Below are 14,927 nucleotides of genomic sequence, written 5' to 3'. Positions count from 1 at the left end.
CGGTGGTGTGCGGCGGACCGCGGTGGCGAGCTGCGGACCACGGTGGAGCGTGGCCTGGGTGGTTCACACCGGTTCAGACCAGCCCCGCCTCCTGCGCGGCGATGGCGGCCTGGGTGCGTGAGCGCAATCCCAGCTTCGCCAGCACCCGGGAGACGTGCGTCTTCGTCGTCCCCTCCGAGATCACCAGCTCCGCCGAGAGCTCGGCGTTGGACAGCCCCCGGCCGAGCCCCGCGAGCACGTCGGTCTCCCGGGCGGTGAGCCGGTCCAGCCCGGGCACCCGGCCCGGCCGGGGAGCGCCCGCGTAGCGGCTGATCACCCTCCGGGTCACCTCCGGCGCCAGCACGCCCTCGCCGCGCGCGACGGCGCGCACCCCGTCGAGCAGCCGGACGGCGTCGACCGATTTCAGCAGGAACCCGGCCGCGCCCGCGGCGAGCGCGCCGTCGACGAGATCGTCGAGATCGAACGTGGTGAGCACCAGGACCTGGGACAGGCTCCGGGCGAGGATCCGGCGGGTCGCCTCGATGCCGTCGATCCCGGGCATCCGGATGTCCATCAGGACGACGTCGGGCCGGTGCGTCTCCGCCGCGCGCACCGCGCCGATCCCGTCCCCGGCCTCGTCGACGACCTCGATGTCCGGGGCCGAGCCCAGGATCAGCACGAGCCCGGTGCGGACCGCCTCCTGGTCGTCGGCCACCACCACGCGGATGCTCACCGGGCACCTCCGCCGAACGGGAGCGAGGCCCGGACCAGCCAGCCGTCGCCGTCCGGTCCGGCGTCCAGGGTGCCGCCGACGGCGCGGGCCCGCTCGTCCAGCCCGGCCAGGCCGGTGCCGCCGTGCAGCGACGGGCCGCCGGTCGCTTGCCGGGTGCCGGGCCCGTTGCGGACCTCGATGGTGAGCGCCTCCCCGGCGGTCCGCAGCCGGACGGCGACCGGCGCGCCGGGGGCGTGCTTCGCGGCGTTGGTCAGCGACTCCTGGACGATCCGGAAGCCGGTGAGCTCCACCGGTGCGCCGACCTCGGTGCCGGGGGGACGTTCGTCGTCGTAGCGGACGGCCAGCCCGGCGGCACGGGCCTCGTCGAGCAGCCGGTCCAGCTCGGACAGCCGGGCGGGTGCGGTGGGCGGGTCGTGCGGGCCGCCGGTGCGCAGCAGCCCGATCATCGTGCGCATCTCGCCGAGCGCGGCCACGCCGGACTCGCGGATGGTGCCGAGCACCCGGCGCATCACCGCCGGATCGGCGCCCGAGTGCAGCGCCGCCTCGGACTGCAGCGCGATCGCGGACAGCCGTCCCGCGACGACGTCGTGCAGGTCCCGCGCCATCCGGGCCCGTTCCTCGGCGACCGCCGCGTCCCGTTCCCGGGCCGCTGCCCTGGCCGCCTCCTCGGCGCGGGCCCGCTCGGCGTCCGCGATGTCGGCGTGCCTGCGCACCTCCAGCCCCCACACCGTCGGCACCCCGACGATCAGGACCAGGTTGAACAGGCTGAGGATCGCCAGCCGCCCGCCGCCGAGCACCAGTGCGGCGGCGGCGAGCAGGGCCACCACGGTCCCGGCGCAGGCCGCGACGACCTGCGCGGTCCGCCGCGGTGGGTGCCGGACGGCGCAGTAGAGCAGGTCGGTGAGCACCAGCAGGACGCCGAGGTCGGTGCGCCCTTCCCAGACCAACCCTGCGACCAGTGCCAGCGTGCCGACGACCAGTCCGGCCGGGGCGGCGGCCCGCCGCAGCACCGAGCCGAGGCAGGCGGCGGTGAGGACGGTGACCGCCGGGACGGTCACCCCCGGGCCCGCACCCGACCACGGCACCCGCATCTCCGGGAGCGCCCACATGAGCAGCAGCCCGAAGGCGAACCAGCCGAGCGCGACGCCGGCGTCCCGGACCGGCAGCGGCAGGCCCCCGAGGCCCCCGAGACCCGCCGACGGCCAGGCGGAGCGACCGGCCGACGGCCCGGTGGAGTGACCGGCGGACGGGTCGGCGGAGGGGCCGGCGGCGGAGGGGCCGGCGGAGCGACCGGAACCGAGATCGGCGCGGACACGGGGCATCCGGACATCCCAGCATGTCCCGGGCGGTCCGGGCGTCCGTCGAAGGTGGTAGTGCCGGATCGGTCGGGCGCCGGACGACCGGGACCGCGCCGGCGGACACGATCGTCGGCCATGGGGGAATCCGTGGGGGAGACCGTGGTGGAGCTGCTGCTCGCCGAACCGCTGCTGTGGCTGATCGGCGCCGCCGAGATCGCGTTCTGGGTGTTCCTGGTGGCCGGGCTCGCCGCCCGCTACCTGCTGCACCGCCCGGCGCTCGGCGCCGCGCTGCTGGTCGGTGTGCCGCTGATGGACGTGGTGCTGGTCGTCGCCGCCGTCGCCGACGTGGCGTCCGGCGGGGAGCCGTCCCGGGTGCACGGCCTGGCCGCGGTGTACCTGGGCGCGACCGTCGCGTTCGGACACCCGATGATCCGCTGGGCGGATGCCCGGTTCGCGCACCGGTTCGCCGGCGGGCCGCGACCGGTGCGGCCCCCGCGCGGCGGCCCGGCCCGGGTCCGTCACGAGTGGCGCGGGTTCGGGCGGGTGGTACTGGCCTGGCTGCTCGCGGCCGGGGTGCTGTGCCTGCTCACCGCGGTCGGCGGGCAGCCGTTCCCGGAGCCCGGGCAGTGGCCGGCCGACCCGATGTGGGCCTGGCTGGGGCGGCTGTCGGTGGTCGCCGCGATCTGGTTCGTCGCGGGCCCGCTGTGGGCCACCGTGCTGCCCGGTGACGACCGGGAGCGTGACCGTGTCCGGTCCTAGGCTCGCGGCGCCGGACGTCCTGCGCGGGCTGGCGATCGCCGGGACGTTCGCGACGAACGTGTGGGTGTTCGCCGATCCGCGCGGCCCCGGCGCGGTGCTCGCCGGGTTCGCCGGCGGCTGGTGGCTCGACGGGGTGCTGCTCGCGGTCAGCAACGGGAAGTTCCTGGCGCTGCTCACCCTGCTGTTCGGGATCGGGATGGAGCTGCAGTACCGCTCCGCGGTGCGCCGCGGGCTGCGGTGGCCGGGCCGCTATCTCGCCCGGGCCGGGATCCTGTTCGCCGAGGGGTTGCTGCACTACCTGCTGGTGTTCGAGTTCGACGTGCTGATGGGCTACGCGATCGCGTCGGTGCCGGTGGCCTGGCTCATCGGACGCTCGCGGACGGTGCGGCTGGCCGCCGCCGGGCTCGCCGGGGCGTTCGTGCTGCTCGTCGTCGGGGTGCTCACCCTCGGCATGCTCACCGGGGCCGGCGATCCGGCGTTCCCGCCGTACCCGTCGACCTGGACCGGGCAGGTGTGGCTGCGGCTCACCCAGCCGCTGCTGTTCCGGATCGAGCTGGTGCTGATCGTGCCGTCGGCGGTGGTGCTGTTCCTGGCCGGTTCGGCCCTGCTGCGCGCGGGCCTGTTCGACGACGGCGGGGCCCGGCTCCGGCGGACGCTGCTGCTCGTCGGGGTGGCCGGGGTGCTGCTGAACGTGCTGACGTCGCTCGGCGGACCGGCCTGGTTCGCCGTCGAGCGGTACCTGGTCGCGCCGCTGGTGGCGGCCGGGCTGCTCGGGCTGGTGCCGGAGGTGCTGAGCCGGCTGCGCGGTCCGGCCGGTCCGGTGCGGCGTGGCCTGACGGCGATCGGCCGGACGGCGATGACCTGCTACGTCGGTCAGAACGTGCTGGCCGCGGTGCTGTTCCACGACTGGGGGTTCGGGCTGGCCGGTGCGCTCGCCGGGATCTCACCGCAGGTCCGGACGGTCGTCGTGGTCGCGGTGTGGGCGGGGGTGATGACGGTGTCGGCGGTGGCCGCCGCGCGCCGGCTGCGGTCCCACGACCGCGGCCCGCTGGAGGCGTTCACCCACCTGGCGGCGGCGCCGCGGGATCTCCGGCGCCGTGCAGGTCGACGACCAGCCAGCCGCCGTGATGCTCGGTGACCTCGAACGGGTGCCCGGTGCGCTCGCCGAGCTGCTGCAGGGTCGCGACGTCGAAGGTCCGCACGTGCCCCCAGGCCGGGTTCGGCTCGTCCTCGAACGGGACGGCGACCACGATCCGCCGCCGGGCCAGCCGCAGCATCTCAGCGACCACCTCGTCGCCCTCGGCCGCGGGCAGGTGCTCGATGAGGTGCACCGCGAAGACGGTGTCGGCGCAGCGGTCCGGGAGCGCGACGGCGCGCGCGTCGGCGACGTGCGTCTCGACGTCCGCGCCCAGCTGCGGCGCCATCCGGGCGAGCAGGTCGACGGTGCCGCCGGTGAGGTCGGTGGCGGTGACGCGGTGACCGTCGCGGGCCAGCTGCAGGGACAGGAACCCGAAGCAGCAGCCCAGCTCCAGGACGTCGGTGCCGGCGACGAGCTCGCGGGCGTGAGCGTGCACCGGGGCGGTCTCGGCGTTCGTGCCGCCGGGCTCGGGCTCACCGGTCAGCGCGTCGAGGGTGTTGCGGTAGAAGGCGAGCCAGGCGTCGTCGGGGAACTCCGGGTCCTTCGCCGCGCTCGCGACGCAGGCGACGAACGCCTCCTCGAACCGCTCGGCGGGGAGCAGACCCGGCTGGACGAGGGTGCGGTCCAGCCAGCCGGCGAGGTCGTTGCTGAGCCGGTCGGTGTCGATCATCGGTGCTCCTGGGCTGGGCGGTCACCCTCACGCTAGGTCGTCGGGTGCGCGGCGCACCATCTCCGACCCTCCGGGTCCTCCCCCTCCGGACGGCCGGGTGCGGGTGGACCGGCCGGCTCACCGGCCGGCCGTCGCCGCGGCGAGGGCCTCGGCCAGCGCGGCGGCCCGGGTGATCGGCTCCGCGCTGCGCTCGGCCTTCGACCCGGCCAGCCCGCCGTCGTAGACGAGCTGGATCCGGGCGGCGGTCTCGTCCGGGTCCGGGTGGCCGAGCTGCACCAGCGCGTCCCGGAAGGCGGTGCGCTGCCGGGTCCGGTGCTCGGCGACGACGGCGGCCACCGGCGAGCCGGGCTCCGGGAACTCGGTCGCGGCGTTGAGGTAGCGGCAGCCGCGGTAGCCGCGCCGGCGGGCGGCCGACGAGGCCAGGTCGAAGGCCGCCCGGATCCGGCCGAGCGGGTCGTCGCCGAGCCCGCGCACCGCGCGCCGCAGGCGCTGCAGGTCCTCCCGGTCCGCACGCTCCAGGTAGGCGATGACCAGCGCGTCCTTCGACCCGAAGTGTGTGTAGAGGCTGGCCCGGGCCACCCCGGCGGTGGCGATCACGCGGTCGATGCCGACGGCGCGGATGCCCTCCCGGTCGAACAGCCGGGCCGCCGCGTCGAGCAGGCGCTCGGCCGGCCCGGTGGCGGGCGCGGCCGGCGACCGCCTGGACGGGGAGTCCGCCGAGGGCCCGGACGAGGGCCCAGACGAGGGCCCGGACGAGGGCCCGGACGAGGGCACTGACGGCGCTGGCGGCACGGACGGCACGAGACGAGCATAACTCCGCACTGGACAGATAGACCGATCTGTCTGTTACCGTCCAAGGCGTGAGGACGTTCCGGCTGGTGCAGCGCCGCCACGTCGACCTGCTCCGGGTCGTCGCCGCGGCGTGTCCCGGCTCCTCGCCGCAGGCCTGACGACCGGTCTGCCGCGCGCCCTGCGCGCGCTGTCTCGTCATTCCCCACGTGCTCCGCGTCCCCGCCTGCGGGCGGCCACGCGCGCCGTGCATCCCGACCCCGGAGGTCGCACCATGTCGCTGTACCTGTTCGAGTTCGTCCCCGCCACCGCCGAGCGCGACGCGGTGACCGCGCTGCTCGGCGAGGTCGACCGCGCGTCCGCCGCGGCCGGCGCGACCCTGATCGAGTCGCAGGTCACCGGCGGTCACGACCGGGTGTTCTCGGTCGTCGAGGCCGGCTCGGCCGACGGCCTGGCCGGCCGGTTCGACGCGCTGCCCGGGGTCGCCGAGGTCGCCGGGCCGGACGAGGTCCGCCTGGTCGGCGCCGATCTCGACGAGCTCAAGAAGACCAAGCCGGCCGCCGGCTACCTGGTCGAGTGGGACTTCCCGGACGGCCTCGACATGGACACCTACCTGGCCCGCAAGAAGGCGAAGGCGCCGCTCTACGCCGACGTTCCCGAGGTCAGCTTCCTGCGCACCTACGTGCGCGAGGACATGACCAAGTGCCTGTGCTTCTACGACGCCGAGGGCGGCGAGGAGGACGTGGTCCGCGGCCGCAAGGCCGTCGACACCCCGATCGACCGGCTGCACACCCTCGCCGGCGGCGACCGGTGACCGCACCCGCCACCGAGCTGCTCGGCACCTGGTTCGCCGATGCGGCCGGGCCGGTCGACCGCGGCGAGGACGACGTCCGCACCGGGTTGCGCAGGCTCGGTGAGCGGGACCTGATCGCGCCGCCCGGTTCCGGTGCGGCGCACGCGGTGCACCTGGTCGAGACGATCGCCCGGGACTGCATGAGCTCGGCGTTCGCCACCTGGGCGCAGCGGATGACCGTCGAGTACCTGTCCCGCGCCGACCGGCCCGATCCGGAGCTCACCGACGCGGTCCGCCGGGTCGACCGGATCGGCGCGACCGCGATGGCGCCGGCGCTGCGCGACCTGGCCGGGCTGGAGCCGGTCCCGGTGGTCGCGACACCGGCGCCGGACGGCGGGCTGGTGCTCGACGGGCCGATCCGGTGGGCGTCCAACCTGTTCGACGACGCCGTCGTCGTGCTCCCGGTCCGGCTGGGTGCCGACGGCGACGGGCGGGCGGTCGTCCGGATCTGCACCTCCGACGAGGGCGTCGTCCGGGCGCCCCGGCCGACCCTGCTCGCGCTGAACGGGACCGGCTCCACCTCGGTCCGCCTGGAGGGCGTCCGGGTGCCGCCGGAGGCCGTCCTGTCCCGTGACATGCGGGCCTTCGTCGGCGCCATCCGGCCGACGTTCCTACTGGTCCAGAGCGCGTTCTGCAGCGGATTGGCGGACCGGTCGGCGAACGCGGCGGTCGCCGGCGCCACCGGGACGTCCGAGCCGCTGGCCCCGGACGCCCGGGCCGTCGCCGAGCGGGCGGCCGACGTGCACGACCGGCTGCACACGCTGGCCGCCGATCCGGCGGCGGCGACCCCGGCGCAGCTGCTGCGGCTGCGGCTGGACGCCGCGACCACCGCCACCGACGCCACCCGGGTCGAGTCCGCGGTCCGCGGCGGGGCCGGCTACGTCGCGGGCAGCGACGTCGCACGCCGGCTGCGCGAGGGCGCGTTCCTCCCGGTCCAGGCCCCCACGGAAGGACACCTGAGATGGGAACTGTCGCGCTCGCTCTGAGCGGCGCCGTGCGCCGCTACGGCCCGCGGACCGTGCTCGACGGCGTCGACCTGGAGATCGAACAGGGTGGCCGGCAGATCGTGCTCGGCCCCACCGGCAGCGGGAAGTCCACCCTGCTGCGGGTACTCGCCGGCCTGGAACCGCTCGACGGCGGCACCCTGCACCGGCCCGGCGACCCGGTCACCGCGACCGTGTTCCAGGAGCCGCTGCTGCTGCCGTGGCTGACCGTCGGTGAGAACGTCCGCCTCGGCGGCCGCTACCGGGCCAACCGGGACCGGTTCGACGACGCGTACGCCGACGCCCTGCTGGACCGGTTCGGGATGGCCGGGCACGCCGACGCCCGGCCCGCCGCACTGTCCGGCGGGCAGGCCCAGCGGGTGGCGATCGCCCGCGGGATGGCGGTCCGGCCGGACGTGCTGCTGCTCGACGAGCCGTTCGGCGCGCTGGACCCGGCGACCCGGGCCGAGCTGCAGACCTGGCTGCGCGGCGCCGCCGAGGAGGAGGGCCTGACCCTGGTGCTGGTCACCCACGACGTCGACGAGGCGCTCTACCTGGGCACCCGGGTCGCCGCGCTGGACGGCGAGGGCGGCATCGGCGGCCGGTGGACCCCGGCGGCGTCCGACGCGCCCGGCGGGCACCCGCTGCGCGACGAGGTGCTGGCCGGGTACCGCTCCCAGGTGGTGGGTGCCCGGTGAGCGGACCCAGCAGGCGCACCCTGCTGCGCGCTGCCGCCGGGTTCGGCGCCGCCGCCGCGATCGGCGGCGGGGTGGCCGGGATCGCCGATCTCGCCACCGCGGGCCGCAGCACCGCACGCTCCGGCGCCGGGCTGCGGATCGGGTACCTCCCGATCACCGACGCCTCGCCGCTGCTGGTGGCGCACGCCCAGGGCCGGTTCGCCGAGGCCGGGCTGGACGTCCAGCGCCCGGTGCTGTTCCGCGGCTGGGAGTCCCTCGCGCAGGCGTTCCTGGCCGACGAGGTCGACGTCGTGCACCTGCTGATGCCGTTCGCGGTGCAGCTGCGCTACGCGCTCGGCGCCCGGTTGCAGATGATCGCCTGGAGCCACACCAACGGCTCCGCGCTGACCGTCGCCCCGCAGGTCCGCGACCTGTCGGACCTGGCGGGGCAGCAGGTCGCGATCCCGTTCTGGTGGTCGATCCACAACGTGATGCTGCAGCGGATGCTGCGCGGCGCCGGCCTGCGCCCGGTGGTGCGTGAGCAGCCGTCGGCCCGGGACGGCACGGTCGGGCTGGTGGTGCTCAGCCCGGCCGACATGCTCCCGGCACTGGACACCGGCCGGGTCGCCGGATACATCGTGGCCGATCCGTTCAACGCCGCCGCCGAGATCCGCGAGGTCGGCCGGATCGCGCACTTCGTCGGGGACTCCTGGCGCCGGCACGCGTGCTGCGTGGTCGTCGTCCGGCAGGATCTGGTCGACGCCGATCCCGGCGCCGTGCAGGGCGTCACCGACGCGGTCACCGGTGCCCAGCGGTGGATCGACGGCGCCCGCGCCGACGCGGCGTCGGTGCTGTCGACCGGCCGCTACCTGCCCCAGCCGCTCCCGGCGATCACCCGAGCGCTGGACCAGCCGCCGCGCTCCCCGGTGCACCCGGACTGGCACGGCGAGCGGATCGGGTTCGAGCCGTTCCCGTTCCCCGGCTACACCGGCGCGCTGGTCGAGTCGATGCGCGAGACCGTCGTCGACGGCGACACCTCGTTCCTCGACGGCCTGGACCCGGCCGCGGTGCACGCCGACCTGACCGACGACCGGTTCGTCCGCCGCAGCATCGAACGGCACGGCGGCCCGGCCGCGTTCGGCCTCCCCGCATCCCTCACCCGCACCGAGGAGCTGATCCCGGCATGAGCACCGCCCCGCCCCGACCGGTCCCGCCCCGACCGGCCCCGGCCCGCCCGGACCGGCCCGGCACCTCCGGCCGCGCCGCGCGGCTGGTCGCGCCCCTGACCGGGACCGCCGTCGCCGTCGTGCTGTGGTGGCTGGTGACCACGCCGCTGGCCGCACCGGACAGCATGCTGCGGGCGTTCGCACCGCAGCACGCGGTGCCCGCGATCGGCGCGCTCGCCGCCGACGGGGTGCTGTGGGAGGACATCGCGACCAGCCTGTGGCGGCTGCTTCTCGGCCTGCTGGTGGCCGGGGTGCTGGGCGTCGCGATCGGGCTGGCGGTGGGCTCGTCGGCGCTGCTGGAACAGGGCACCCGCCCGGTGTTCCAGTTCCTGCGGATGGTCTCCCCGCTGGCCTGGGCGCCGGTCGCGATCGGGGTGTTCGGGATCGGGCACCGGCCGGTGGTCTTCCTGGTCGCCGCGGCGGCGGTCTGGCCGATCGTGCTCAACGTCGTCGCCGGCGTGCGGGCGGTCGACCCGAAGCTGACCCTGGTCGCCCGCTCGCTCGGCGCGAGCCGCCGGGAGACGCTGGTGACCGTGGTGCTGCCGACCGTCCGGCCGCACCTGCTCACCGGGGTGCGGCTCGCGCTGGGGATCGGCTGGGTGGTGCTGGTGCCGGCGGAGATGCTCGGCGTCACCTCCGGGCTGGGCTACGAGATCCTCAACTCCCGCGACCAGCTCGCCTACGACAAGGTGATGGCGGTGATCCTGGTGATCGGGGCGCTCGGCTACGCCCTCGACGCGGCCGCCCGGCGGCTGCTGGGGGCGCCCGCCACCGGCTGAGCGCCGGCCCGGCCCGGCTCAGGCCGCGGCGTCGTGCGCCGCGACCAGCCGGGCCTTCAGCGCGAGGTCCTTGTTGACCGGGTCGTGCGCGCCGTCCGGGACGGTGCCCGCGGCGACCGCGATCACGTTCATGGTGCCGACCATCCGGCACAGGTGCGCGATGCGGCGCTCGGTCGCGTCGATCGGCGGGAGGCCCTCGACCAGGGCCAGCGTGCGGTCGACCCACATCACCTCGGCGTGCAGCCCGGCCTGCTCCAGCACCACGCGCAGCCGGACGGCGATCTCGTGCCGGGTCAGGCCGTTCCAGCTCTCCAGGGTGCGGGCGTCCAGCGGGAACAGCTTCCCGCGGTCGCGCAGCCAGATCAGCTCCAGGGCGTGCGCCCGGCCGTAGGCGCAGTAGACGCAGCCGTTCGCCAGCGAGATGGTGAGCCCGGCGAGATGGGTCCGGACCGGCCCGAGCACCCGCAGCGTGACCAGGAAGCGCGGGAAGTTCAGCGCGAACCAGCGCAGCGCCGGCCCGTTGCCCATGGTCGTCACCATCGCCGGGATCACGCCCGGCATGTATCCCCACATCGCGGTACACATGCGCGCGAGCAGGCGGACCACCAGCCCACCGTCACCCATCGCCGGACGCTCCTTCACAGGGGGGACGACCGACTGTACCTCCGCGGGAACGGAACGTGATGATGAATCGGTCGAACGGCCTAGAGCGCACCCGGTGCGCACCCGGTGCGGCCCCGGGTCAGCGACCGATCAGCTCGCCCGCCATCTCGTTCGTCGTCGTCTCCAGGCCGGACAGGTCCCGGACCACCCGGACCCGGTCGCAGAACTCGGCGTAGGCGGGCAGGTCGCAGCGGCCCAGCCCCCATGAGTAGCGCGGCTCGGGGGTCAGCCAGATCGTCTCCCGGGCGCGGCGGGTGATCTCGACGAACGCCTCGGTGTTCGGGTCGTTGCCGTTGCCCCGCCCGTCGCCGAGCACCAGCACGGTGGTCCGCCGGGTGACGGCCGAGCCGTGGTCCTCCAGGAACTGGCCGAACGCCAGGCCGTAGTTCGAGTTGGCGTCGACGTCGAGCTGGTCCCCGCCGAAGATCAGCCCGAGGGCGTGCTCCACCGGATGGTCGGCGAACAGGTCGGTCACCTCGACCAGATCGGCCACGAACGCGAACGAGCGCACCTGACCGAACAGGTCCTGCAGGCCGTGCACCAGGTGCAGGGTGAACCGGGCGGTGGCCCGGACCGACAGCGACACGTCGGCGAGCACCACCAGCCGCGGCTTGTCCTCCTGCCGGGCGACGGTGACCGGGGCGAACGGCACCCCGTCGTAGCGCATGTTGCGGCGCATCGTCCGGGCCGAGTCGATCCGGCCGCGCGGCGACACCCGGCGCCGGTGGGTCAGCGCGCCGTGCAGCGACTTGGCGAGCCGGCGCAGCGAGTCCTCCAGCTGCATCCGCTCGGTCTCCGACGCCCGGTCGACCTCGGCGACGCGTTCGGCGTCGTCGTGTCCCTCGACGATCCGCTGCTCGATCTCCAGCAGCTTCTCCAGGTGCGCCTTGAGCAGCTCGGGCAGGTTCTCCAGCACCCCGGCCAGCCGGCGGCGCAGCGCGGCGGCGTCGTCCTCGGTGCCCTGCGCCTCCTCGGCGAGCCGGTCCTCCTCCGAGGTCAGCCAGCCGAGCAGCGCGTCCTGCTGGGCGACCGAGAGATCGGCGTCGACCTTGGTGCCCTGGGCCTGCGAGATGTCACCGGGCAGGCCGCCGCCGGAGAACCGGTCGGTCTCGATCTGCACCCGCTGCCCGTCGGCGACGTCACCGGCCTGCTCCTTGGACAGCACGATCTCGTCGGTCATCGACGCCATGTCGATCTTGTTGGCCTCCTGGTGCAGGTTGTACTGCTCGGCCAGGTCCTCGGGATCGAAGAAGTCCCGGATGTCGGCGGGGGTGCCGTGGTCGTGGCCCTCCTGCGGGGTCTCCGACGGTTCCTCGGACAGCGTGAAGTTCTCCAGCGGCGTGTCGTCGCTCATGTCGCCGTGGCCGTGCCCGTGGCCGTGGCCGGTGTCCGACTCGCCGACCTTGACCAGGGCGAAGAACAGGTCGAAGACCTCGTCGTAGGTGGCCTCGTCGCGCCGGTCCTTCACCAGCGCGACGCGCAGCGCCTCCTTCAGCACGGACCGGTCGGCCAGCACCCCGGGCTGGGCGGCGCAGGCCATCGCGTCGAGCGCCTCCGAGACCGAGATGCGGACCGCCCGGATCCGCAGCAGCCGGACGAAGCGGTGGATGCTCGCCTCCACGTCGCGGCCTCAGATCGGGCGCTTGCGGGCGCCGAACGAGCGGGCCCCCTGGCCGGGGGTGACGGAACGCAGCGGCGGCGCGGACCGCCCGGCCGCGGCCTTGTTGCCGTAACCGTCGGCGTGCCGGCCGGGCTGGTCCTTGGCGGCGCGGCGGGCCCGCCCGTCGACGTCGCCGTCGTCCGGCCCGTCGCCGGGACGGCGGCCGGGGCCGGCGTCGGGCGCGTGGTCCGCGTCGTGCGAGTGGTCCCCGTCGTGCCCGTGGCCGTGCCCGTGGCCGTGGCCGTGGCCCGGCTCGGTGACGACGGCGTTCGGGTCGACCAGGTTCGGGATCGCGTCGAGCGCCTTGCGGACGTCCTTGTCGTACTTCACGACGACCGAGACGGTGTCCGACAGGACCTGCGAGTTCAGCTCCTCGACGCCCAGCACGGCCAGCGTGCGCGCCCAGTCGATCGTCTCCGAGATCGACGGCGCCTTGCGCAGCTCCAGCTCGCGCAGCCCGCGGACCACGCCCACGAGTTCCTCCGCCAGCTGATCGGCGAGCCCGGTCTTCTTCGACCGCACGATCTCCAGCTCGCGCTGGGCCGAGGGGTAGTCGAGGAACAGGTGCAGGCAGCGGCGCTTCAGCGCGGCCGCGAGGTCCCGGGTGTTGTTCGAGGTCAGCAGCACGTAGGGGCGGTGCTTCGCGAGGAACGTCCCGACCTCGGGCACCGAGATCTGGTACTCGCCCAGGGTCTCCAGCAGCACCGCCTCGAGCGCCTCGTCGGCCCGGTCGACCTCGTCGATCAGCAGCACGCACGGCTGCTCGGACCGGATGGCCTCGAGCAGCGGGCGCGGCGCCAGGAACCGCTCGGAGAAGAAGACGCTCTCCTGCGAACCGATCCGGTCGACGGCCGACGCCAGGTCCGGCGCGTCCTCGACGACCTGCCCGATCTTCTCGCGCAGGATCTGGGTGTACATGAGCTGCTTGCCGTAGTCCCACTCGTAGAGGGCCTTGGTCTCGTCCTGGCCCTCGTAGCACTGCAGCCGCAGCAGCCGGCGCCCGGTGGCCAGCGCGAGCATCTTCGCCAGCTCGGTCTTGCCGACGCCGGCGGGCCCCTCCAGCAGCAGCGGCTTGTCCAGCCGGGTGAGCAGGAAGACCGTGGTCGCGAGCCGGGTGTCGGCGATGTAGCCCTGCTCGCGCAGGGTCTCCACGACCTCGTCGACGGACTCGAACGGCGCCGTGTTCGGGACGGGGCTCTCAGCGCTCGTGGAGCCGGGAACGGGAGTCACGCTGGGAATCTCCTTCACAGGCCGCACCGGAGGTGGGTGCGGCGGGCCGCGCAGCCGACGGGCCCACCCGTGGCGAGTATGACCTCGCACGGAGTGGGCCCGCAGGCGCGAACGGGTCGGGCTGATCGGACGATCAGGTGAGCAGGTCGTCCAGGTCGCCGTTGATGGAGTGCTCGACGACCGGGCGGACGGTCTCGAAGGTGCACTCCTTCGGGTTGCCCGGGGTGCAGGCGTCACCCAGGACGTGGTTGGTGATCCGGTCGACGTCCGCCGCGTCGCCGATGATGGTCGGCGCGTTCTCGTAGAACTTGGTCGGGCCGACCCCGAGCCGGTTCTTCGAGTAGGTGTCCTGCTTGACATCGGCGAACTTCTCCGGGATGCCCACGTCGCGCAGCAGCCGGATGGACGCGGCGAGCGCGGCGTCGGCGGCCTGCGGCTTGGTCATGCCGCTGGTGTCGATGCCCATCGCCTCGGCGATGTCGGCGAACCGCTCGTAGGCGACCGGCATGTTGAACGCCCACACCCGCGGCAGCGCGATGGCGTTGTTCAGGCCGTGGTGGGTGTCGTAGAAGGCCGACACCGCGTGCGAGATCGAGTGGATGATCCCCAGGCCACCGGAGTTGAACGCCTGCGCGGCGATGTACTGCGCGTACATCATGCCCTCGCGGCCGGCCAGGTCCTGGCCGTTCCACACGGCCTGGCGCAGGCTCTGCGAGGTCAGCTTGATGGCGTGCAGCGCGTTGCCCAGCGACGGCTGGAAGTTCAGCCGGGACACGTAGGGCTCGGAGGCGTGCGCGAGCACGTCGAAGCCGCACTGCGCGGTGTAGTCGATCGGGCAGTCGTAATAGAGCACCGGGTCGTCGATCGCCAGGGTGGTGACCGAGGCGTCGTCGAACGCGACGTACTTGTGCGGGTTGTCCGGGTCCGTCGTGGTGTCGGTGATCACGTACGCCCAGGAGGTCTCGGAGCCGGTGCCGGCCGTCGTCGAGACCGCGATGTGCGGCGGGTTCGCCGGGTTCTCGGACTTGTTGAAGCCCTCGAACTCGTTGACGTTGCGGCCGTCGTGGGCGACCGAGACGCGCGCGCCCTTGCAGGCGTCGTGCGAGGAGCCGCCGCCGATGGAGACGAACGAGTCGCACTTGTTCTGCTGGTAGAGGCCCACAGCGTCCATGACGTTGTAGTCCTTGGGGTTCGACTCGACCTGGTCGTACACGACGACCTCGAGGCCGTGGTACTTCATCGACTCGACGATCTTGTGGACGATGTCGGTGCCGCGCAGGCCGGACGTCATGACCAGGGTCTTCTTGAAGCCCAGCTTGAGGGCCTCCGGGCCGATGAGCTCGTGCGAGCCGGGACCCAGCAGCGCCCTGGGGAACGGGTGGAACTCCTTGATGGGGAACGGCTTGAGCAGCTCGTCTACCTGCATGTCAGCCCTTTCTGCGGCAGGCGGATGGGTCGAGCCGCACGCTAGGACCGGTTGTGGCCCCGGG

The 14,927-nt window shown here is 74.4% G+C and carries 15 protein-coding genes; 7 read left to right on the top strand and 8 right to left on the bottom strand.

The genetic code is table 11. From position 1 onward, the window contains the following. Nucleotides 1-73 precede the first annotated feature (73 nt). Both ABZ881_RS16150 and ABZ881_RS16145 read right to left on the bottom strand, forming a co-directional pair. Nucleotides 74-712, bottom strand: a complete 639-nt coding sequence (locus ABZ881_RS16150) for a response regulator transcription factor (protein ID WP_344021063.1) — start codon at nucleotides 710-712, stop codon at nucleotides 74-76. Next, nucleotides 709-2,034 carry a histidine kinase gene (locus tag ABZ881_RS16145; protein ID WP_358485279.1) on the bottom strand — a complete coding sequence of 442 codons (1,326 nt, stop codon included), beginning with the start codon at nucleotides 2,032-2,034 and terminating at the stop codon, nucleotides 709-711. Before ABZ881_RS16145 ends, ABZ881_RS16150 begins: the two co-directional genes overlap by 4 nt. A 111-nt stretch (nucleotides 2,035-2,145) precedes the next feature. Here ABZ881_RS16145 and ABZ881_RS16140 point away from each other — a divergent pair, with 111 nt between their 5' ends. Together ABZ881_RS16140 and ABZ881_RS16135 are read left to right on the top strand one after the other, a co-directional pair. After that, on the top strand, nucleotides 2,146-2,769 hold the full coding sequence (locus tag ABZ881_RS16140) for a hypothetical protein (RefSeq protein WP_344021058.1): 624 nt from the start codon (nucleotides 2,146-2,148) through the stop codon (nucleotides 2,767-2,769). Further along, complete coding sequence (locus tag ABZ881_RS16135) at nucleotides 2,735-3,907, top strand: DUF418 domain-containing protein (protein ID WP_358485277.1); 1,173 nt, start codon at nucleotides 2,735-2,737, stop codon at nucleotides 3,905-3,907. The genes ABZ881_RS16140 and ABZ881_RS16135 overlap by 35 nt, the downstream gene beginning before the upstream one ends. On the opposite strand, the gene mftM is transcribed toward ABZ881_RS16135, so the two are convergent. Beyond that, complete coding sequence (gene mftM, locus ABZ881_RS16130) at nucleotides 3,828-4,577, bottom strand: mycofactocin oligosaccharide methyltransferase MftM (RefSeq protein ID WP_358485276.1); 750 nt, start codon at nucleotides 4,575-4,577, stop codon at nucleotides 3,828-3,830. The two genes, ABZ881_RS16135 and mftM, sit on opposite strands and share 80 nt — an antisense overlap. A 117-nt stretch (nucleotides 4,578-4,694) precedes the next feature. Next, complete coding sequence (locus ABZ881_RS16125) at nucleotides 4,695-5,351, bottom strand: helix-turn-helix domain-containing protein (RefSeq protein WP_358485342.1); 657 nt, start codon at nucleotides 5,349-5,351, stop codon at nucleotides 4,695-4,697. 289 nt (nucleotides 5,352-5,640) lie between these two features. Between ABZ881_RS16125 and ABZ881_RS16120 the strand changes: the two genes are divergently transcribed. Genes ABZ881_RS16120 through ABZ881_RS16100 form a run of 5 tightly spaced genes read left to right on the top strand, consistent with a single transcriptional unit; the run spans nucleotide 5,641 to nucleotide 9,884 of the window. Further along, on the top strand, nucleotides 5,641-6,180 hold the full coding sequence (locus ABZ881_RS16120; protein WP_344021052.1) for a DUF4242 domain-containing protein: 540 nt from the start codon (nucleotides 5,641-5,643) through the stop codon (nucleotides 6,178-6,180). Then, on the top strand, nucleotides 6,177-7,205 hold the full coding sequence (locus ABZ881_RS16115; protein WP_358485274.1) for an acyl-CoA dehydrogenase family protein: 1,029 nt from the start codon (nucleotides 6,177-6,179) through the stop codon (nucleotides 7,203-7,205). Before ABZ881_RS16120 ends, ABZ881_RS16115 begins: the two co-directional genes overlap by 4 nt. Then, nucleotides 7,181-7,900 (top strand): ABC transporter ATP-binding protein, encoded by a 720-nt coding sequence (locus ABZ881_RS16110; RefSeq protein ID WP_358485272.1) that lies wholly within the window; start codon nucleotides 7,181-7,183, stop codon nucleotides 7,898-7,900. The genes ABZ881_RS16115 and ABZ881_RS16110 overlap by 25 nt, the downstream gene beginning before the upstream one ends. Then, a complete protein-coding gene (locus ABZ881_RS16105) occupies nucleotides 7,897-9,066 on the top strand; it encodes an ABC transporter substrate-binding protein (RefSeq protein WP_358485270.1) in 1,170 nt (389 codons plus the stop codon). Before ABZ881_RS16110 ends, ABZ881_RS16105 begins: the two co-directional genes overlap by 4 nt. After that, nucleotides 9,063-9,884: an ABC transporter permease gene (locus ABZ881_RS16100; protein WP_358485268.1), complete on the top strand. Its 822-nt coding sequence runs from the start codon at nucleotides 9,063-9,065 to the stop codon at nucleotides 9,882-9,884. Before ABZ881_RS16105 ends, ABZ881_RS16100 begins: the two co-directional genes overlap by 4 nt. An 18-nt stretch (nucleotides 9,885-9,902) precedes the next feature. On the opposite strand, the gene ABZ881_RS16095 is transcribed toward ABZ881_RS16100, so the two are convergent. The 4 genes from ABZ881_RS16095 to mdo form a co-directional block, all read right to left on the bottom strand. Then, the gene (locus ABZ881_RS16095; protein WP_358485266.1) at nucleotides 9,903-10,508 is read right to left on the bottom strand and encodes a hypothetical protein; all 606 of its coding nucleotides are present in this window, start codon (nucleotides 10,506-10,508) and stop codon (nucleotides 9,903-9,905) included. A 118-nt stretch (nucleotides 10,509-10,626) separates the two neighbouring features. Continuing rightward, on the bottom strand, nucleotides 10,627-12,168 hold the full coding sequence (locus ABZ881_RS16090; protein WP_344021028.1) for a VWA domain-containing protein: 1,542 nt from the start codon (nucleotides 12,166-12,168) through the stop codon (nucleotides 10,627-10,629). Nucleotides 12,169-12,177: 9 nt separating this feature from the next. Beyond that, a complete protein-coding gene (locus ABZ881_RS16085) occupies nucleotides 12,178-13,437 on the bottom strand; it encodes a MoxR family ATPase (RefSeq protein WP_358485264.1) in 1,260 nt (419 codons plus the stop codon). Between the two features lie 133 nt (nucleotides 13,438-13,570). Beyond that, nucleotides 13,571-14,863: an NDMA-dependent methanol dehydrogenase gene (gene mdo / locus ABZ881_RS16080; protein WP_344021024.1), complete on the bottom strand. Its 1,293-nt coding sequence runs from the start codon at nucleotides 14,861-14,863 to the stop codon at nucleotides 13,571-13,573. Nucleotides 14,864-14,927: the final 64 nt, after the last annotated feature.

The organism is Pseudonocardia sp. NPDC046786 (assembly GCF_040645415.1).
Taxonomy (GTDB): Bacteria; Actinomycetota; Actinomycetes; order Mycobacteriales; family Pseudonocardiaceae; genus Pseudonocardia; species Pseudonocardia kongjuensis.
This window is presented reverse-complemented; position numbering and strand designations above follow the sequence as displayed.

What these genes read in the sequence shown, in the direction of transcription:
- ABZ881_RS16145 (WP_358485279.1), bottom strand. Translation starts at nt 2,034, where the DNA reads ATGCCCCGTGTCCGCGCCGATCTCGGTTCCGGTCGCTCCGCCGGCCCC.
- ABZ881_RS16140 (WP_344021058.1), top strand. Translation starts at nt 2,146, where the DNA reads ATGGGGGAATCCGTGGGGGAGACCGTGGTGGAGCTGCTGCTCGCCGAA.
- mftM (WP_358485276.1), bottom strand. Translation starts at nt 4,577, where the DNA reads ATGATCGACACCGACCGGCTCAGCAACGACCTCGCCGGCTGGCTGGAC.
- ABZ881_RS16120 (WP_344021052.1), top strand. Translation starts at nt 5,641, where the DNA reads ATGTCGCTGTACCTGTTCGAGTTCGTCCCCGCCACCGCCGAGCGCGAC.
- ABZ881_RS16110 (WP_358485272.1), top strand. Translation starts at nt 7,181, where the DNA reads ATGGGAACTGTCGCGCTCGCTCTGAGCGGCGCCGTGCGCCGCTACGGC.
- ABZ881_RS16100 (WP_358485268.1), top strand. Translation starts at nt 9,063, where the DNA reads ATGAGCACCGCCCCGCCCCGACCGGTCCCGCCCCGACCGGCCCCGGCC.
- ABZ881_RS16095 (WP_358485266.1), bottom strand. Translation starts at nt 10,508, where the DNA reads ATGGGTGACGGTGGGCTGGTGGTCCGCCTGCTCGCGCGCATGTGTACC.
- mdo (WP_344021024.1), bottom strand. Translation starts at nt 14,863, where the DNA reads ATGCAGGTAGACGAGCTGCTCAAGCCGTTCCCCATCAAGGAGTTCCAC.